Annotated in this window: 15 protein-coding genes; 5 read left to right on the top strand and 10 right to left on the bottom strand. The window is 71.7% G+C overall.

Annotation, left to right across the window (positions count from 1 at the left end; all coding sequences use genetic code 11):
* Positions 1-168 precede the first annotated feature (168 nt).
* The 5 genes from VIL67_RS00605 to glpK all read right to left on the bottom strand — a co-directional run bounded on the left by VIL67_RS00605 (position 169) and on the right by glpK (position 8,074).
* A complete protein-coding gene (locus tag VIL67_RS00605; protein WP_332046924.1) occupies positions 169-3,411 on the bottom strand; it encodes an efflux RND transporter permease subunit in 3,243 nt (1,080 codons plus the stop codon).
* Positions 3,411-4,640, bottom strand: coding sequence for an efflux RND transporter periplasmic adaptor subunit (locus VIL67_RS00600; RefSeq protein ID WP_332046903.1), 1,230 nt, complete (start codon positions 4,638-4,640; stop codon positions 3,411-3,413). Before VIL67_RS00600 ends, VIL67_RS00605 begins: the two co-directional genes overlap by 1 nt.
* A 187-nt stretch (positions 4,641-4,827) precedes the next feature.
* Positions 4,828-5,598 (bottom strand): class II aldolase/adducin family protein, encoded by a 771-nt coding sequence (locus tag VIL67_RS00595; RefSeq protein ID WP_332046902.1) that lies wholly within the window; start codon positions 5,596-5,598, stop codon positions 4,828-4,830.
* Between the two features lie 59 nt (positions 5,599-5,657).
* Positions 5,658-6,560, bottom strand: a complete 903-nt coding sequence (locus VIL67_RS00590) for an aminoglycoside phosphotransferase family protein (protein WP_332046901.1) — start codon at positions 6,558-6,560, stop codon at positions 5,658-5,660.
* A gap of 20 nt (positions 6,561-6,580) precedes the next feature.
* The gene (glpK, locus tag VIL67_RS00585; RefSeq protein ID WP_332046900.1) at positions 6,581-8,074 is read right to left on the bottom strand and encodes a glycerol kinase GlpK; all 1,494 of its coding nucleotides are present in this window, start codon (positions 8,072-8,074) and stop codon (positions 6,581-6,583) included.
* Positions 8,075-8,173: 99 nt separating this feature from the next.
* Here glpK and VIL67_RS00580 point away from each other — a divergent pair, with 99 nt between their 5' ends.
* The 3 genes from VIL67_RS00580 to VIL67_RS00570 all read left to right on the top strand — a co-directional run bounded on the left by VIL67_RS00580 (position 8,174) and on the right by VIL67_RS00570 (position 10,700).
* Entirely contained in the window at positions 8,174-9,304 is a 1,131-nt protein-coding gene (locus tag VIL67_RS00580) for a DUF2336 domain-containing protein (protein WP_414696143.1), read from the top strand.
* Positions 9,305-9,348: 44 nt separating this feature from the next.
* On the top strand, positions 9,349-10,131 hold the full coding sequence (locus VIL67_RS00575) for an NAD kinase (RefSeq protein WP_332046898.1): 783 nt from the start codon (positions 9,349-9,351) through the stop codon (positions 10,129-10,131).
* 101 nt (positions 10,132-10,232) lie between these two features.
* Complete coding sequence (locus tag VIL67_RS00570; protein WP_414696149.1) at positions 10,233-10,700, top strand: Hpt domain-containing protein; 468 nt, start codon at positions 10,233-10,235, stop codon at positions 10,698-10,700.
* Between the two features lies 1 nt (position 10,701).
* Here the strand turns inward: VIL67_RS00570 and VIL67_RS00565 are convergent, their stop codons facing one another.
* Both VIL67_RS00565 and spbR read right to left on the bottom strand, forming a co-directional pair.
* Complete coding sequence (locus VIL67_RS00565; RefSeq protein ID WP_332046896.1) at positions 10,702-11,475, bottom strand: NUDIX hydrolase; 774 nt, start codon at positions 11,473-11,475, stop codon at positions 10,702-10,704.
* Between the two features lie 55 nt (positions 11,476-11,530).
* The gene (spbR, locus tag VIL67_RS00560) at positions 11,531-12,676 is read right to left on the bottom strand and encodes a SpbR family protein (protein WP_332046895.1); all 1,146 of its coding nucleotides are present in this window, start codon (positions 12,674-12,676) and stop codon (positions 11,531-11,533) included.
* A 202-nt stretch (positions 12,677-12,878) separates the two neighbouring features.
* On the opposite strand from spbR, the gene VIL67_RS00555 reads away from it, so the two are divergent.
* On the top strand, positions 12,879-14,075 hold the full coding sequence (locus VIL67_RS00555; RefSeq protein WP_332046894.1) for a CaiB/BaiF CoA transferase family protein: 1,197 nt from the start codon (positions 12,879-12,881) through the stop codon (positions 14,073-14,075).
* 213 nt (positions 14,076-14,288) lie between these two features.
* On the opposite strand, the gene VIL67_RS00550 is transcribed toward VIL67_RS00555, so the two are convergent.
* The 3 genes from VIL67_RS00550 to VIL67_RS00540 are packed head-to-tail and all read right to left on the bottom strand — an operon-like array spanning position 14,289 to position 16,254.
* Positions 14,289-15,140, bottom strand: a complete 852-nt coding sequence (locus VIL67_RS00550) for a transglycosylase SLT domain-containing protein (RefSeq protein WP_332046893.1) — start codon at positions 15,138-15,140, stop codon at positions 14,289-14,291.
* Between the two features lie 36 nt (positions 15,141-15,176).
* Entirely contained in the window at positions 15,177-15,737 is a 561-nt protein-coding gene (locus tag VIL67_RS00545; RefSeq protein WP_332046892.1) for a hypothetical protein, read from the bottom strand.
* Positions 15,727-16,254 (bottom strand): RNA polymerase sigma factor, encoded by a 528-nt coding sequence (locus tag VIL67_RS00540; RefSeq protein ID WP_332046891.1) that lies wholly within the window; start codon positions 16,252-16,254, stop codon positions 15,727-15,729. The genes VIL67_RS00545 and VIL67_RS00540 overlap by 11 nt, the downstream gene beginning before the upstream one ends.
* Positions 16,255-16,408: 154 nt before the next feature.
* On the opposite strand from VIL67_RS00540, the gene VIL67_RS00535 reads away from it, so the two are divergent.
* Complete coding sequence (locus VIL67_RS00535) at positions 16,409-17,095, top strand: energy transducer TonB family protein (protein WP_332046890.1); 687 nt, start codon at positions 16,409-16,411, stop codon at positions 17,093-17,095.

The raw sequence follows: 17,095 nt of genomic DNA, 5'->3' as shown, positions 1-17,095 counted from the left end.
CGCATCTTCGGCGGGTCGAGCCTGCTGTCCGGTCGACATCTCTCCGCGCCCCGAACCCCAAGCGGCGGCGCGGAGCGCGCCAGGCCGCGTCCCCCGCGTCGCCGGCGTGTCCCGCATCCTGGCCTTCCCCGACTGCCGGGGAAGGCCATTTTGCTTTCGGGCGGTCTTCTATTCGGCGGCGTTGGCCACGCGCGACTTCTCGGCCTCCTCGAAGGCCTCGATCCGCCGTGCGGTGGCCTGGGGCGAGCGGGTGAACCGGCCCAGCATGTTGTAGAACACGGGCACGATGAACAGCGTGACCATGGTCGAGAAGATCGCCCCGAAGAAGATGGTCACCCCGATGGTCTTGCGCGCCTCGCCGCCCATGCCGCCCCAGACGATCAGCGGGATCGCGCCCGCCGCCGCCGAGATCGAGGTCATGATGATCGGCCGCAGGCGCAGCGAGGCGCTCTCGATCACCGCCTCGCGCACCGAGAGGCCCTCATCACGCAGCTGGTTGGCGAACTCGACGATCAGGATGCCGTTCTTGGCGGCGATCCCCACCAGGATGATCAGCCCGATCTGGCTGTAGGTGTTCACCGAGGAGTCGGCGACCAGCAGGCCGAAGAGGCCGCCCAGCGCCGCCACCGGCACCGTCAGCATGATCACGCTGGGGTGGATCCAGCTTTCGAACTGCGCCGCCAGCACCAGGAAGACCAGCAACAGCGCCATGCCGAAGGCCACGCCGACGGCGCCCGAGCTTTCCAGGTAGTCCCGGGCCCCGCCGCCCCACTTGACGCCCAGGCCGCCCGGCTGCCGGGCCGCCTCGGCCTTCAGGAAGTCGATCGCCTCGCCCATGGAATAGCCGGGGTTCAGCTGGGCGGTGAGCGTGATCGAACGCAGGCGGTCGACCCGGGCGCGATCCGGCGTATCCCCGCGCACGCGCGTGGACACCAGGCTGGACAGCGGAATGGGCTCCCCGGAGCTCGCCCGCACATAGACGTTCTTTAGGTCCTCCTCCGTCTGCCGCTGCGAGCGGTCGGTCTGGAGGAGCACGTCGTATTCCTGGCCGGCCTTGATGTAGGTCGTCACCCGCCGCGAGCCGAACATGGTCTCCAGCGCCCGGCCCACCGACTGGGCCGAGACGCCGAGCGCGGCGGCCTTGTCCCGGTCGATGTCCACCACCACCCGCGGGCTGGTGGGCTCATAGTCCAGCCTTGGCCGCGCCAGGCCCGGATTGCTCTCCGCCGCGGTGAGGATCGGCCGGATCGCCCGCTCGATCTCGGGATAGTCGTTGCCGGTGACGATCAGCTGCACGCTGGAGCCGCCGCCCCCGCCCCCCCCGCCCGGGCCGCCTCGCTGCAGCCCGCCTTCCGGCGAGACGATGGCCCGCACCGAGGTGATGCTGGCGAGCTCGCGGTTCAGCTGCGCCGCGAACTCCTGGGTGGTGATGTCGGCGTCCTCGGACAGCATGGTGTTGCCGCCGGCGCTGTTGAAGCTGCTCGCCCCGCCGAAGCGCGGCATGGACAGCACATACCGGTCGAGCGTGCCGTCCTTCACATAGCGCAGCAGGATCTGCTCCAGCTGGGTGGCGGCCTGCTTGGTGTAGTCGTAGCCCGCGCCCTCGGGCCCGGTGATCATCACCTGGGCGCGCCGCCGGTCCTCTTCCGGCGTCAGCTCCTTGGGCAGCACGTTGAACACCACCACCGCGAGCGCGCCCAGCACAAGCACCAGACCCCCGGCGGTGATCGACGCCGACCGCTTGCCGAGCACCGCCTCCAGAGAGGCATGGTACGAGCCCCGCAGCCGGTCCATGGCGTGGTCGATGCGCTGGGCCACCCAGCCCTCTCCCTTGGCCGGCTTCAGCAGCTTGGACGCCAGCATCGGCGACAGGGACAGCGCGAGCACGGCCGAGAACGCCACGGCCGCTGCGACCGCCACCGCCAGCTCCACGAACAGCCGCCCCGTGAAGCCCGGCATGAACATCAGCGGCGCGAAGACCGAGATCAGCACGATGGTGGTGGCCACCACGGCGAAGAACACCTGCCGCGCGCCGCGCTGGGCGGCCACGATCGGCGGCTCGCCGTCATCGATCCGACGCTGGATGTTTTCCACCACCACGATCGCGTCGTCGACCACCAGGCCGATGGCCAGCACCAGGGCCAGCAGGGTCAGCAGGTTGATCGAGAAGCCCAGCGGGGCCAGCACGATGAAGGTCGACAGGATGCAGATTGGGGCGACGATCGAGGGGATCAGCGCCGCCCGCCAGGTGCCGAGGAACAGGAAGTTGACCAGCGCCACGCAGCCGAGCGCGATGGCCATGGTGATCCAGACCTCCTCGATCGCGTGGCGGGTGAACTCGGTGTAGTCCACCGCCACCTGCAGGTCGGTGCCCTTGGGCAGGCCCGGCTTGATCTCGGTGATCATCTGGCGGACGCCGTCCGAGATCTCCAGGTCGTTGGCCAGGCTTTGGCGGAAGATGGCGATGCCCACCTGGTCGCGTCCGTTGGAGCGGAAGCTGCGGCGGTGCTCGTCCGGCCCCTCCTCGACCCGGGCGATGTCGCCCAGCCGGGTGATGTAGCTCTGGCCGGCCGTGGGCGTGGTCACGTCGCGCATCACGCCCTGGGGCGCGCCCGCCACCGAGGCGGTGCCGCCCACCGCCGCCGAGGCCTGCGCCTGGGTCGCGGTCCTGGCCGGCACGATGGGCAGCTGGGAGAACTGGGCCGGCGTCGAGTAGCCGCGCGCCACCCGGATGGTGAAGTCCTTGGTGGGCGCCTCCAGCGAGCCGGCCGGCAGCTCCAGGTTCTGCGCGTTGAGCGCGCTCTCCACGTCCTCGACGGCGATGCCGCGCGCCGCCATGGCGTCGGGATCCAGCCAGATGCGCATGGAATAGAACTGCGCCCCGCCGACGCCGACGTTGGCCACGCCCGGCACGGTGGAGAACCGCTCCACCAGGTAGCGCTGGGCGTAGTCCGATAGCTGCAGCCGGTTCAGCGTCGTCGACGTGAAGCTCAGGAACATGATCGGCGAGGCGTCGGCGTTCGCCTTCTGGATCTGCGGCGGGTCGGCCTGCTCCGGCAGCTGGGCGGTCACCCGGCTCACCGCATCGCGCACGTCGTTCGCTGCGTCGTCCAGGTTCCGGTCGAGCTTGAACGAGATGCTGATCCGCGAAGAGCCGTCGCGTGAGGCCGAGTTGATCCGGTCGATGCCCTCGATGCCGGCGATCTGCCGCTCGATCACCTCGGTGATCCGCTCCTCGATCACCTCCGCAGAGGCCCCGCGGTAGGTGGTGGACACCGAGACCACCGGCGGGTCCACGCTGGGCAGTTCGCGCACGGTCAACGCCGTGAACGAGGCGAAGCCCACCACGCACAGGATGATCGCGGCGACCGCCGCGAAGACCGGCCGGCGGACCGAGATGTCGGACAGCATCATGCCGGCGACCGCGCGGCCTGCGCCGGCGCTCCCTGCCCCGGCGCCATGCCTGGCCGCCCGCCCTGCGGACGCGCGCCGCCCGGGCCGCCGGGCCCGCGCGCGCCGGCGATGCGGATCGGCTGGCCGGGCTGGATCTTGTTGAGGCCGTCGGCGACGATCCGTTCGCCCGGCTGCACCCCGTCGCGGATCTCCACGAAGCCCTGCTGCCGCACGCCGGTGAGCACCGGCCGCTGCTCGGCCACCGTCCGTTCGCCCATCTGGCGGATGACGTAGACGAAGGCGTTGTCGCCCTGCACCGACACCGCCGACTCCGGAGCGCTGAGGTTCTGCCGCTGGCCGCGCGAGACGCCCACCCGCACCAGCATGCCCGGCTTCAGGCGCTGCCCGGGATTGGGGAACTCGGCGCGTGCCGTGATCGCCCGGGTGCGCTCGTCCACCCGGGTGTCGAGCCGCTGGATACGGCCGGTGATGGTCTCGCCGGCGTAAGCGTCCACGGTGGCCAGGATGGTCTGGCCGGCGGAGAGCTGGCTCAGGAAGCGTTCGGGCACCTGGAAGTCCACTCGGATGGCTGAGAGATCGTCCAGGGTGACGATCGGGGCGCCGGGGTTCACCAGGGCGCCGGGGGTCACGTCCGACAGGCCCACCACGCCGGAGAATGGCGCGCGGATCACCCGGTCGGCCTCCCGGGCCCGCGCGGCCGAGAGGTCCGCCTGGGCCGTCCGGTACGCGGCTTCGTACTGGTCAATGGCGGCCTTGGAGGCGAAGCCCCGTTGGCCGAGCTCTCGATAGCGCTCGTAGGCGCGCCGGGCCTGCACCAGCCGGGCCTCCGCCTGGGCGATCCCTGCGTCCTGCTCGGTTGCGCGCAGCTCCACCAGCACCTCGCCGCGCCTCACCGCCTGGCCGTCGGTGAAGCGCACGCGCTCCACCAGCTGGGTGGTCGCCGCCGTCAGGGTCACGGACTGGCGGCCCTTGGCCACGCCCAGCACCTCGATGGTGTCGGCGAAGGCCCGGGGCTGCACCGTCGCCACCGAGACCTGCGTCGGGCCGCCGAAGCCGCCCCGCCCGCCCTTCATGGCCGGACCGCCCTTCGCCGCCGCCGCGCCTCCGCCGGGGCCGCCGGCCGGCCCAGCCTCGGCCTTGCGGCCCAGCACCTTCATCCCCCCCACCACCAGCATGACGGCGAGCACGGCGATCGCGGCGACGAGGAAGAAGTGGCGTCTCAACAAGACCTGTACGCTCCGTGGCCCAGGCGCCGGCGGACCGGCCGAGAAATCATGGGGCTCTTAGGGCGACCCGATACACGCCGTCCAGTGACAGAAGGATGGCTCTGCGTTGCGGTTCTGAAACAGGCGCAGAAATGCGACGGGCGCCTCAAGTGGAGGCGCCCGTTCTTTTGTGAATTCTGTTGCTTGGCTAGGCGTCGTAGCCGGGTAGTTCGCGGTCCAGTTTGCGCAGGCAGCCGGGCCAGGCGAGACCGCCGCCGATGCCCCGCGCCACCTGGTTGCGGACCTCCAGTTGCGAGGCCTCCGGCGCCATCATCACCCTGTCGCGGCCGGCGGACAGCGCCTTCACCTGCATCGAGCAGGCGCGTTCCAGATAGTACATGCCGATCCAGCAGTTGGCGGCGGTGTCGCCCACCGACAGGGTGCCGTGATTGCGCAGCAGCATCAGCGTCTTGTCGCCGATGTCGGCCACCAGGCGCTCGCGCTCGTCGAGGTTCAGCGCGATGCCCTCGTAGTCGTGGTAGGCGAGCCGCGGCTGGACGATCAGGGCGTGCTGCGACAGCGGCAGCAGGCCTTCGGACTGGGCGGCCACGGCCACCCCGTCGTCCGAGTGCAGGTGCATCACATAGTGGGCGTCTTCCCGGGCGTTGTGGATCGCCGAGTGGATCGTGAAGCCCGCCGGATTGATGAAGTAGGGCGTCTCCTGGAGGATGTTGCCGTCCAGATCGATCTTCACCAGCGAGGACGCGGTGATCTCCTCGAACAGCATCCCGTACGGGTTGATCAGGAAATGGTGTTCCGGCCCCGGGATCCGCGCCGAGATGTGGGTGTAGATCAGGTCGTCCCACCCGTGCAGGGCCACCAGCCGGTAGAGGGCCGCCAGGTCGACGCGGGCCTTCCACTCCTCGGCGCTCACCTTGCCCTTCAGCGAGGTCACGCCGCCAACCGATCCGTCCGCCATGGGGCGTCTCCCGTTTTAACGTCTGTTCGAACCCAGAGTCCTCCGCGGCAGGCGGGGCGTCAAGCGTCCGCGGCCGCCCAGGCTTGCGCCACCTGCAGCATCGCCGAACCGCGCGCTTGGGCCTCCAGCTTGATCAGCAGCAGCCCGGTGGACACCCGCTCGATGATCCCCCACTCCCAGATCGCCGCCGCGGGCTGCGCCGCCAGCTCCGCCAGGCGGCGGCAACGGGCGCGCCCCGCCTCCACCGGATCGCCGGCCAGGATCTCCTCCGTCCAGCCCCGCATCAGCACGGCCAGGTCATAGGCGGGCTCGGCGAACAGGCCGTCGGGATCGACGAAGCGCCACGCGCCCGGCCGCAGCGGGTCGGCCAGCGCGTTCTCCTCGTGCGGGTCGCCGTGCAGCAGCAGCGAGCCCTGCGGAGCGTACGCCGCCCGGCGCCGGCCGCACAGGGTGATCGCGTGCGCCACCAGCCATTCCGGGCAGGGACGGCCGAGCGCCTCCCAGCTCTCCTGCAGGAAGGCTTCGTGCCAGTCGGCCTTGTCGACGCCCGTCTGCAGGCCGCCCGGGTCCTCCAGCGGTCGCCAGGCCTGCCGCAGCGCTTCGCAGAGCACCTCGATCTGGCGGTCCACGCTCAGCCCTCGGGACGAGACCGGCGCGCCCAGCCGCTCGATCAGCAGCACCCCGCGCCGGAGGTCGGAGCGCAGCAGGCGCGCATAGCCTCGCCCGCCCGCCAGCTCCAGCGTGCGCGCCTCCCCCGCCAGCGGCTCGTAGCCGGCGATGGCCGCCTTGAGCACCGCCGGCTCGCCCTGCGCCGTCGTCACCTCGGCCACGAAGGCGCTGTTGCCGCCGGACAGGGGCCGACCGAGGGTGAAGCCCCACTCGCAGCGCAGCTCGGCGAGCAGGTTCGGCAAGTCGTCGAGCCAGCGCGCCGCCTCGCCGCCCAGCGCCCGCGCATTGCGCACGATGTCGGGCGGGACCTCGATCAGCTGCGCACCCGCTCCACGGCGTCCAGCCAGCGGGCGTAGGCCGCTTCGCGCCGGTGCGTGTCCATGGCGGGCTGGAAGCCCTCCGTCGGCGGCCGCGCCGCCGCCGCGTCCTCCAGCGAGCCATAGAGCCCCGCCCCCAGGCCTGCGAACAGGGCCGCCCCCAGCGCCGTGGTCTCCTGATAGGTGGCGCGGCAGACGCTGACGCCCGTCAGGTCGGCCAGGCGCTGGCTGAACCACAGGCTGCGCGACATGCCGCCGTCGATGCGCAGCTCCACGCCGCCGTGGAACGCCTCCGGCGCGTCCGAGCGCATGGCCTCGATCAGGTCGCGGGTCTGCAGGGCCGAGGCGTCCAGCGTGGCCTGGGCGATCTCCGACAGTCCCGCGTCGCGCGTCAGGCCGAACATCGCGCCCCGGGCGTTGGCGTCCCACCAGGGCGCGCCCAGCCCGGTGAAGGCCGGCACGAGCACCACCCCGTGGTCCTCTCGGGCGCCCGCGGCCAGCTTCTCCACGGCCGTGGGGCCGCCGGAGACGCCCAGCCCCTCGTTCACCCACTGCACCGCCGCGCCGGCGATGAAGATCGCGCCCTCCAGGGCAAAGGTCGTGCGCCCGTTCACCTGCGCGGCCACCGTGGTCAGCAGCCGGGCGCGGGAGACCGGGGCCGCCTCGCCGGTGTTGACCAGCATGAAGCAGCCGGTGCCGTAGGTGGCCTTCATCTCGCCCGGGCGGATGCAGCCCTGGCCCATCAGCGCCGCCTGCTGGTCGCCGGCCACGCCGCGGATCGGGATGGCTCGGCCGAACAGGCCCGGCTCCGTCTGGCCGAAGTCCCCGGCGCAGTCGCGCACCTGCGGCATCAGGGCGAGCGGCACGTCCAGCATCTCGCCCATGCTGGGCGACCAGGCGCCCTTGCGGATGTCGTAGAGCAGGGTCCGCGAGGCGTTGGTGGCGTCCGTGGCGTGCACCTTCCCGCCCGTCAGCTTCCAGATCACCCAGCTGTCGATCGTCCCCGCCAGCAGCTCGCCGCGCACCGCGGCGGCGCGGGCGCCCTCCACCGTGTCCAGCAGCCAGCGCACCTTGGTCCCCGAGAAGTAGGGGTCGAGCAGCAGGCCGGTGATCTGCGTCACCTCCCCCTCCCGCCCCTGCTCTCGAAGCTCTTCGCAGAGGGGCGCCGTGCGCCGGTCCTGCCAGACGATGGCCTTGTGGATCGGGCGGCCGGTGGCCTTCTCCCACACCACAACCGTCTCGCGCTGGTTGGTGATGCCGATCGCCGCCACCTCGTCCATCGACCGGGCAGCCTTGCGCACCGCTTCGTCCAGCACCTCGACGCAGGCGCGGAAGATCTCCTCGGCGTCGTGCTCCACCCAGCCGTCGGCCGGATAGTGCTGCTGCAGCGGGCGACCGGCTTCGGCCAGGGCCTGGCCGCTGCGGTCGAACAGGATGGCGCGGGTGCTGGTGGTCCCCTGGTCGAGCGCCAGGATCAGCGGTTCGGCCATTCGGCGCGTCCTCTCCCCTTGGTTGGTCGGCGACCCTTTAAGCATGTTTTCATCCGCACAGAGGAGATTCGGATTTGAGGGACCAGAACGGTCCCGGGGATGGGGGTTAGTGGCTTGGGTGTCGCCCTGAGCAGCGCCAGCCTGCTAGAGCTGGCGAAGAGTCGTGCGCCTGGCGACCGCGAACGGTTGCTGCTGGGCATTGTGGACCTGTGCGACGCCGGCGGCGCGCCGCAGAGCCGCGCCGAGCCCGCGGTCCAGGGGCTGCTGTCGTCGATCTTCATGAACCTTGTGGTCGAGGCCGAGCGCGACATACGCCGCCGCCTCTCCGAGCGCCTTGCCCGGGCGGACTGGGCCCCGCCCGCCCTGATCAATGTCCTGGCGCTCGACGAGATCGAGATCGCCCGTCCGGTGATCGCCGGAAGCCCGGTGCTGAAGGACCACGACCTCGTCCGCCTGCTGGTCGAAGCCACGATCGAGCACCAGATCGAGGTGGCCCGCCGACCGCAGCTCGGCGGCGTGGTGGTCGCCGCCATCCTGCGGCAGGCCGAGCCCGCGGTGCTCACCGCGCTCGCCAACAATCCCACCGCGGACCTCTCCGACGAGGACATGCGCCAGCTGGTGGCCGCGGCCCGCAAGGTCGCAGCCCTGCGCACCCCCCTGTCGCGGCATCCCCGGCTCACCGCCGACCTCGCCATGCAGCTCTACGTCTGGGTGGGTCAGTCCCTGCGCGGCGCGCTGGCGGACCGCTTCCGCCTCGACACCGCCAGCCTGGATCAGGCCATCGCCGACGCGATCCGCGACGCCCACGGCAACGCCCCGCCCGAGGCCGAGGGCCTGGTGATCGTCGCCCGGGAGGGCGAGCGCGAGGAGATGGAGCGCAAGCTCATCGACAAGCTGCACGCCGCCGGCCAGCTCAGGCCCGGCTACCTGGTCCGCGCCTTGCGCGAAGGCCGGCTCAGCCTCTTCGCCACCGCCCTGGCCCAGCTCGGCGGGTTCGAAGCGGACCACATCCGACGCGCCCTGGATTCGGACCGGCCCGAGCTGCTGTCGCTGGCCTGCGCGGCGGTCGGCATCGACCGCAGCGTCTATCCCACCATCCTCGACATGGTCCGTCGCCTGAACAACGGGCGGCCCTCCGGGGGCGGCGCGGCGCGCCCGGCCGGCGTGCTCGGGCCGGTGCCTCAGACGGTGGCCGGCGCCGCCTTCCGGCAGGCGGTGGGCGCCCGCTAGGTCAGGTTTGACAAGCGGCCGCCATTGGCCGCTTCTGGCCGCCGATGTTCAACGCCCAGCCCATGGTGACCCGACTGGCCTTCACAGCCAGCGACCGGCCTGAAGCCCAGGACGCCCGCGCCGCGCTCGCCCGACGCTATGGCGAGGCGGCCGAGGCCGAGGCTCAGGTGATTGTCGCCCTTGGCGGCGACGGCTTCATGCTCGAGACGCTCCACCGGCACATGGAGACCGGCAAGCCGATCTACGGCATGAATCGCGGCTCTGTCGGCTTCCTGATGAACGAGTACAGCGAGGACGGGCTGCTGGAGCGGATCAACGCCGCCGAGACGGCCATCATCCACCCCCTGCGCATGAACGCCGTCGGCGTCGACGGTCAGAAGCACCAGGCGTTGGCGATCAACGAGGTCTCCCTGCTGCGCCAGACCCGCCAGACCGCCAAGCTGCGCATCTCGGTGGACGGCAAGGTGCGGCTGCCGGAGCTGTCCTGCGACGGCGCCCTGGTGGCGACCCCGGCGGGTTCGACCGCCTACAACCTCTCGGCCCACGGCCCCATCGTGCCCCTCGACGCCCGCGTTCTGGCGCTGACGCCCATCAGCGCCTTTCGCCCGCGCCGTTGGCGCGGCGCCCTGCTCTCCCACACCGCCCATGTCCGCTTCGAGGTGCTCGAGGCTGACAAGCGCCCGGTGAGCGCCGTGGCGGACAATTACGAGGTCCGGGACGTCTGCGAAGTCGCTGTCTGCGAGGACCGGGAGGTCAGCATGACCATGCTCTTCGACGCCGGCCGCAGCCTCGAAGAGCGGGTGCTGGCGGAGCAGTTTTCGGCCTGAGAACGGCGGCGGCGGCGCCACAGCCATTTTTTAACGGCTTCCACCTAAGGTTGGTCCCGAGTGCAGGAGGCTACCGCGTGAGCCAGCAGAACACGGGGCAGATGATTCAGGTGCCCAACAAGCTCGGAGCCAAGGTGGGCGGCGGTCTGGGCCGTCTGGGCGCCATCGATCCGGCGGCGATCGCCAAGGCCGAGGCGGCGCTCAAGAGCCTGTCGGGCAACTTCGCCCAGTGGCTGCAGGACGAGATCGACAAGCTGGAGGCCGCCCGCCAGCAGGTGCGCGCGGTGGGCGCCACCGCCGAGACCATGGAGTCGCTCTACCTGCGGGCCCACGACCTCAAGGGCCTGGGGGCGACCTACGGCTTCCCGATCATCACCCGCATCGCCGGTTCGCTGTGCCGCCTGACCGACGACAAGGCCAAGCGCACCGCCGCGCCCATGCCGCTGGTCGACGCCCACATCAACGCCATCAAGGCCGCGGTCCGCGACGACATCAAGGACGACACCCACCCGGTGGGCGCTGTCCTGGTGAAGGAGCTCGAAGCCGCCGTCAGCGAGGCCGGGGCCTAGGCTACATCACCCGTTCGAGGGGTTCCTCGACCACGCCGTAGCCGGCGTCCGGCGGCAGCACCAGGACGCTGCCGCCCTCCCGCTTCTGCACCTGGGGCTGGACGGTCACCAGGGTCCGCGCCTTGGCCCGCGCGACCGCGTCCGCCGCGCTTTGCGCCTCGGCCAGCAGCTTCAGGTTCATGCGCGTGGGGAAGATCACCTTGCGCTCGCCCAGTTCGCCCAGCCGGAGCGCCTCCCCGGGCGGGATCCACTCGGCGTCCACCGTCTCACGCCCGTCGCAGGCGGCCACCTGGTCGTCCGGCGCCCGCACCGCATAGAACCAGGTGTCGAACCGCTTGGGCGTCAGCGGCGGGGTGATCCAGCGGGCGAACACCGTCAGCGAGTCCAGCTCCAGCCGGGCGTCCAGGTCGCACACCACGTCCAGGAACGGGGTGCGGCCGGCGTCCACCGCCTCGCGGACCTCCATCGGGCAGGCCTCTCCACCGATCGGCTCTCCGTTGCGGCGGCTGGCCAGCAGGATCCCGGCCTCTTCGAACACCTCGCGGATGGCGGCGATGCGCAGCGCCCGCTGCTCGGCGTCATGCTTGTCCCAGCCGACCACATGGTCCGCCCAGGCCGGGTCGTGGTCGCCCGCGTGGCTCTTGCCGCCGGGGAACACCAGCGCGCCCGAGGCGAAGTCGATCTGGTGGTGCCGGCGCACCATCAGCACCTCGAAGGCGGGCTGGTCGCGCAGCAGCAGGATGGTGGCGGCGGGCTTGATCTCGGCGTCGGACATTCCGCCAGCTTGGGACGGCCGCGGGGCCGCCGCAAGGCGGACGCGACGTCAGCCGTCAGGCCGTCTCGCGCACCGCGTCCTTGCGGGCCGAGCGCGACAGGCGGTCCATCTTGTCGATCAGGTAGTCCACGTCCTCGCGCGCGGCCGCCAGCGGCTGGGTGAGGAACCGCTGCATCATCCGCTCCTGAAACCGCTCGCGATCGCGGGCCCCGCCGTCGAACTCCATGGAGTGGAAGGTGTCCACCGCCGCCCGAAACGCCGGGAACAGCCGCGCCGGCAGGCCGGCGCGCTCGTAGATCGCCCGCAGCCCCAGGGGCCCGGCGTCGTGGATCATCAGCCAGGTCCGATGGTGCGGCACTCCGGCCAGCTCCGCCACGCCCCATTCGAAGAAGGTCATGTGCCCCTGGGCCAGGCCGCGCAGCAGCAGCGACGGCGTCAGGCGGCCGGCGCTGTTCAGGTGGGCCACGAAGCCCTTCACGTCGGCGGCTCGCCCGGCCTGGTCCACCAGGTCCACCGTCGCCCGCTCGGCCGAGCCCAGGGCGATCTCCAGCGCGGTCTGCGGCGACAGGGCGTGGTGGCTGACCAGGTGGTCGCGCACCTGCTCGCTCACCAGGTCGATCAGCCGCTCGGTCACCGACAGCGGCAGCACCTGCCGGAAGGCCACCGCCGCCAGCACCTTCTCGGAATGCTCGAACCGCTCGATCACCCGCTGCAGGGAGGTCTCGGCGAAGTCGGCCTTGTCGTTGCCGCAGGCAGCCGCCACCGCCCGCTCCCCGCCGTGCTCGGCCAGCGCGTCGGTGACCTTTCGCGACAGCTTCGGCCGCTTGGCGATGGCCAGCTGGCGCACCGGCCCGCCCAGCCGCACGATCTCGGCCAGGTCGTCGTCGGTGAAGGCCGGCGAGAAGTTCAGCAGCGGCAGGGCGACCGTCTCGACGTCGCGGGCCAGCCTGAGCGCCACGTCGCGCGGCACCAGCGGCGAGTCCTTCAGGGTGGCGGCCAGCGCCCGGCGCACCAGCTCGGCGGCGTCCGAGGCCATGATCCGCAGGATCTCGGCGGCCAGGGCGCGGTCGTCATCGGTCAGCGGCAGGCGTTCGATGTTGCGGCACAGCTTGTGCGCCGCCGCCGCCCGTTCGTCGGGCGTCGCCCCACGGACCAGCGTGCGGATGTCCTCCTCCGTCAACGCGGCACGCGTCGTCGCCATGGCCCCCGGAATTCCCCGCCCTGTGAGACCATCGGAGTCCCACGAGTCGAGCCTGCCATGGCCATGCTTAACGAGATCTTGCCGGCCGAATCTGTTGATGAACCCCGCCCCCGCGGCCGAGCGTCGCGAACCGCCCCGCCGTGGCGTAAACCGCCAGCTGTTCTAGAGTGGCCGCAAACCAACAAGACGCTTGGGGGACGCCGTGCTGCTGCAAGGCCTGAAGGTCGTCGATTTCTCCGCCTACATCGCAGGCCCCGGCGCGGCCGGCATCCTCTGCGACTGGGGCGCCGACGTGGTCAAGGTGGAGCGTCCCGGCGGCGACGCCATGCGCCACACCCTGGCCGACACCAAGAGCCAGCTGTCCGGCAACCCGGTGTTCGACCTCGACAACCGCGGCAAGCGCGGCGTCGTCCTCGACATCGCCAAGCCGGAGGGGCGCGAGGCGCTCGCCCGCCTGGCCGCCAGCGCCGACGTCTTCCTGACCAACGTGCGACCCGCCTCGCTGCGCCGCGCCGGCCTCGACGACAAGGCCCTGCTGGCGCTCAACCCCCGCCTCGTCTACGCGGTGATCACCGGCTACGGGCTCGAGGGGCCCGACGCCCACAAGCCCGGCTTCGACGTCACCGCCTTCTGGGCGCGCGCCGGCGTCGCCAACATGATCCCGCCCAAGGGCGCCGAGCCCTTCATGCTGCGCACCGGGGTCGGCGACCACACCACCTCCCTGGCCACCGTCTCGGCCATCCTGGCGGCCCTCTACGAGCGCGAGCGCACGGGCAAGGGCCGGCTCGTGCAGACCTCGCTGCTGGCCACCGGCGTCTACGCCCTGTCCTCCGACCTCGCCATCCAGATGAAGTACGGCCGCCTCGCCTCCCTGAAGCCCCGCAGCCAGCCCATGAACCCGCTGGCCAACGTCTTCCGTAGCGCCGACGGCCACTGGTTCGTGCACAATCCCCGCGGCGGCTCCGGCGGCTGGGAGGCCTTCTGCCAGGCCGCCGGCCGGCCGGACCTGATCGACGACCCTCGCGCCAACACCGGCCGCTTGCGCCGGGAGAACGCCGCGGCGATCACCGCCGAGTTCGACCAGGCCTTCGCGGCCCTGCCGATGGACGAGATCGCCCGCAGGCTCGACGCGGCCGACCTCGTCTGGGCGCGTGTCCAGACCCCCGCCGAAGTGGTCGCCGATCCCCAGGTCGCCGCGGCCGGCGCCATCCTGCAGGTGGAGGACGGCGAAGGCGGGACCTACCCCCAGCCGGCCGCCCCCGCCGTCTTTCCGGGCGTGGACGTGGGCGTCCGCCCGCCCAGCCCGGCGCTCGGCCAGCACACCCGCGAGGTCCTGGCCGAGATCGGCTACGCCGAGGCCGAGATCGAGGCCCTGCTCGCCGCCGGCGCCGCCGCCTGAGCAGCCCTTCCTCTCCCGCTCAACCTCGATCGTCATCCTAGGCCTTGTGCCTAGGATCCATTCCTCGGCTGCTCGACGGCGAAAGGAGACGGGCCGCGAGGTCGAAGCGCCCTGTCCAGCGCCCACGCACCGGCCCCATGGATCCTAGGCACAAGGCCCAGGATGACGAGGAAGAGGAAGGGCGTGAGCGGGAGAGGAAATCAGCCCCGCCGCTCAGCTCTCCTCGCGCGCGTCCGACAGCAGCTTCAGCATCTCCGTGGTGAAGATCGAGCCGGTCAGCCGCGAGCCGACGCCCAGCTGGTCCGCCGGCTGCGACCCCCGCAGGATCAGCGCCACCAGCGCCTCCTGCTGGCGGATGCGGTCGTCGCGCCGCGCGGAGGCGTACTGCACGAAGCCGACCTCCTCCGGGGCCGCCACCGCCTCGCGGGCCGGCGCGCCGGGCCCTGCGCCCCCCGTGCGGGTCAGATTGGCGTAGACCTCGGCCACCGAGGCGGCCCGCCCGTCGCGGTAGAAGATCGCCTTGTTGGCCCGCGCCGCGTCCGGGAACAGGCTGGCGGCGCTGACCTCCGGCCGCCGCTCCATGGCTTGGATCAGCTTGGCCGAGCCCTGCGGCCCCAGGAAGTGCGCCGCATAGAGCTCCCCGGCGGTCGGGTCCCGCCCCACCCGCCCCTTCAGATAGGCCGCATGGTCCGAGGCCAGTTCGCCGGCCATCAGCGAGGCGGCGTGCGGGTCGAGCCGCAGGTCCATCACCGCCCGCCGCGCCTCGGCCCCGGTGACGTGGTACTTGCCGTCCGCGCTGCGGCTGATCAGGTCGGCGTAGCGCGCGTAGCCGTGCTTCGAGCCGTGGCTCTTCAGCGTCTGCAGCCAGGTCTGCTCCACGAACTGGAACAGCCCCGCGGCCGAGGAGCTGGAGGCCTTGGCGTGCGGATTGAAGCCGCTCTCGCGGTTGGCCGTGCGCACCAGGAACGAGAAGTCCACGCCCGTCGCGCGCGCCGCGCGCTGGATCGCGCCTTCGACAACCCCACGGATTCCCTCGATCGCCATGGTCCAGTCGTGGCCCAGCATGGTTAACGCGCCGCTAACCATGCTGGGCCACCCCGCCTAGCGGGCGGCTTCGCGATCCAGGGCGTCGATCTGCCGCTGCACCCGCGCCCCGTGGCGGCGGGCGGCCAGCCACGCGCCTGCGAGCCATAGGAGCAGGGCGCCGCCAAGGGCGGTCGCATTCGCAGCGCCCCCACGCCGCGCCAGCGCCAGCAGCATGACGGCCAGGCCGGCCAGCATGGGCCCGGCGGTGAGCATCAGGGCCGCGAAGCTCTGCCGCCGCCGGATGAGTTCCGCCCGTTGATGGTCGACGAGGGCAATGGCCCCGGCGTCGGCGGGAGCCCGGCGCCTGGCCATCAGGCCCAGGCGCCAAGCCGTCCAGACACAGCCCGCCACGACGACCAGAGCGCCGCCGCGCAACAACGGGTCGGCGCTCAGCCAGGCGATCGCCGTGAAGCTGGCGGCGTTCACCGCCGCCACGAACAGCCCGGCGGCCTGCCCCCGCCGGGCTCGTCGGACGAAGAGGGTCTCGCGGGCATGGATGGCGTCCAGGGTCACCGGGTCAGTCTCCTTCTCTTGCGCGCGCCAAAGCGCCTTCAGCGCCTCCGCCTCATCGCCCATGGAGGTCTCCTTCTTGGAAGCGCCGGCTCAGCAGCCGCTTCAGCCGGTGGATCTTCACGGCCACCGCGCCGGCGGAGAGGCCGGTGATCTCGCCGATCGCGGCGGCGTCCATGTCCTCGAGGTAGAGCAGCACCACCTGCCGGTCGGCCGGGGCCAGCGCGCCGACCAGCGCCGTCAGCCGCTCCAGGCGGCGCCGACTGTCCACCACGGCCTCGGGATCGTCGTCGTCCTGCAGCTGCTCCAGCGCCTCGAGCGAGGCCAGGCGCTCCGCCTTCGTCCGCCGCGCCACGTGCGAGGCCGCCGTGTTGTGCGCGACCCGATAGACCCAGGTTGCCAAGGCGCACCGCCCGTCGAACGCCGCGAGGCTGCGCCACAGCGCCAGATGGATCTCCTGCACCAGATCCGCCCTCAGCTCAGGGTCGGCTTCGTACCCGCGGGCGAGCCGGGAGATAGCCGCACCGAACTCGGCCGCCGCAGCCCGGTAGCTCGCATCCTGCCTTGCTCGATCCAGCCTCATGCCCCGGCCCACCTCAGCTTCGTGAGGTTAGTCCTGGCGAGCGGGCTTTTCTTACAACGTCAGCCGCAAGCTCGGCGTTGACGCCGCTCCGGATCAGGAGTTCTCTCTCGTTTGCAACAATGTTTCATTGTTGCAAGATAAAGGAGGAGACGCCGTGATCGCCCGTCAGTACGTCCCGCTCACCTTCGACTCTCGAGGGACGGGCCGCCCGAAGCACCTCACCGCCGCCATCGCCGTTTCGGTGGGCGTGCACGTCGTGGTGGGCGGATATGTTGCATACATGAAATTCGTTGCCCCGGCGCCGGGCATCATCGAGGACCCGCCGCCGGTGACGATCGACATCTGGACCCCGCCCAAGCCGCCGCCGCCCCCGCCGCAGACCCCGCCGCAGCCCAGGCCTCCGATCCGGGTCCACCAGTCGGCGCCGACCACCGGTCCCACGCCGACGCCGCCGCTGATCATCGATCCGCCGCAGCCGACCGCCGACCCGGGCCCGCCGCAGGTGGTGACGCCCCCGGCCCAGCCCGACCCGCCGCGCATGGCCGACGTCACTCATCCCAACTGGCTCCGCAAGCCCGGCGCCGGCGAGCTCGCCCGCTACTATCCCGAGCGCGCCGCCCGGATGGAGGTGGAGGGACGGGCCGTGATGAGCTGCACCGTCCAGGCGAACGGCGGCGTCACCGCCTGCCGTGTGACCTCCGAAACGCCCGCCAACGTCGGCTTCGGGGAGGCGGCGCTCAAGCTCGCCCGCTTCTTCCGGATGAGCCCGCTGACGGTGGACGGCCAGCCGGTGGATGGCGCCCAGGTGTCGATCCCGATCGCCTTCCGCCTGCCGGACTAG

This window comes from Phenylobacterium sp., assembly GCF_036563385.1.
Lineage (GTDB): Bacteria > Pseudomonadota > Alphaproteobacteria > Caulobacterales > Caulobacteraceae > Phenylobacterium.
Note: the sequence above shows the minus strand (reverse complement) of the source record. Positions and strands in the feature narration are given on the sequence as shown.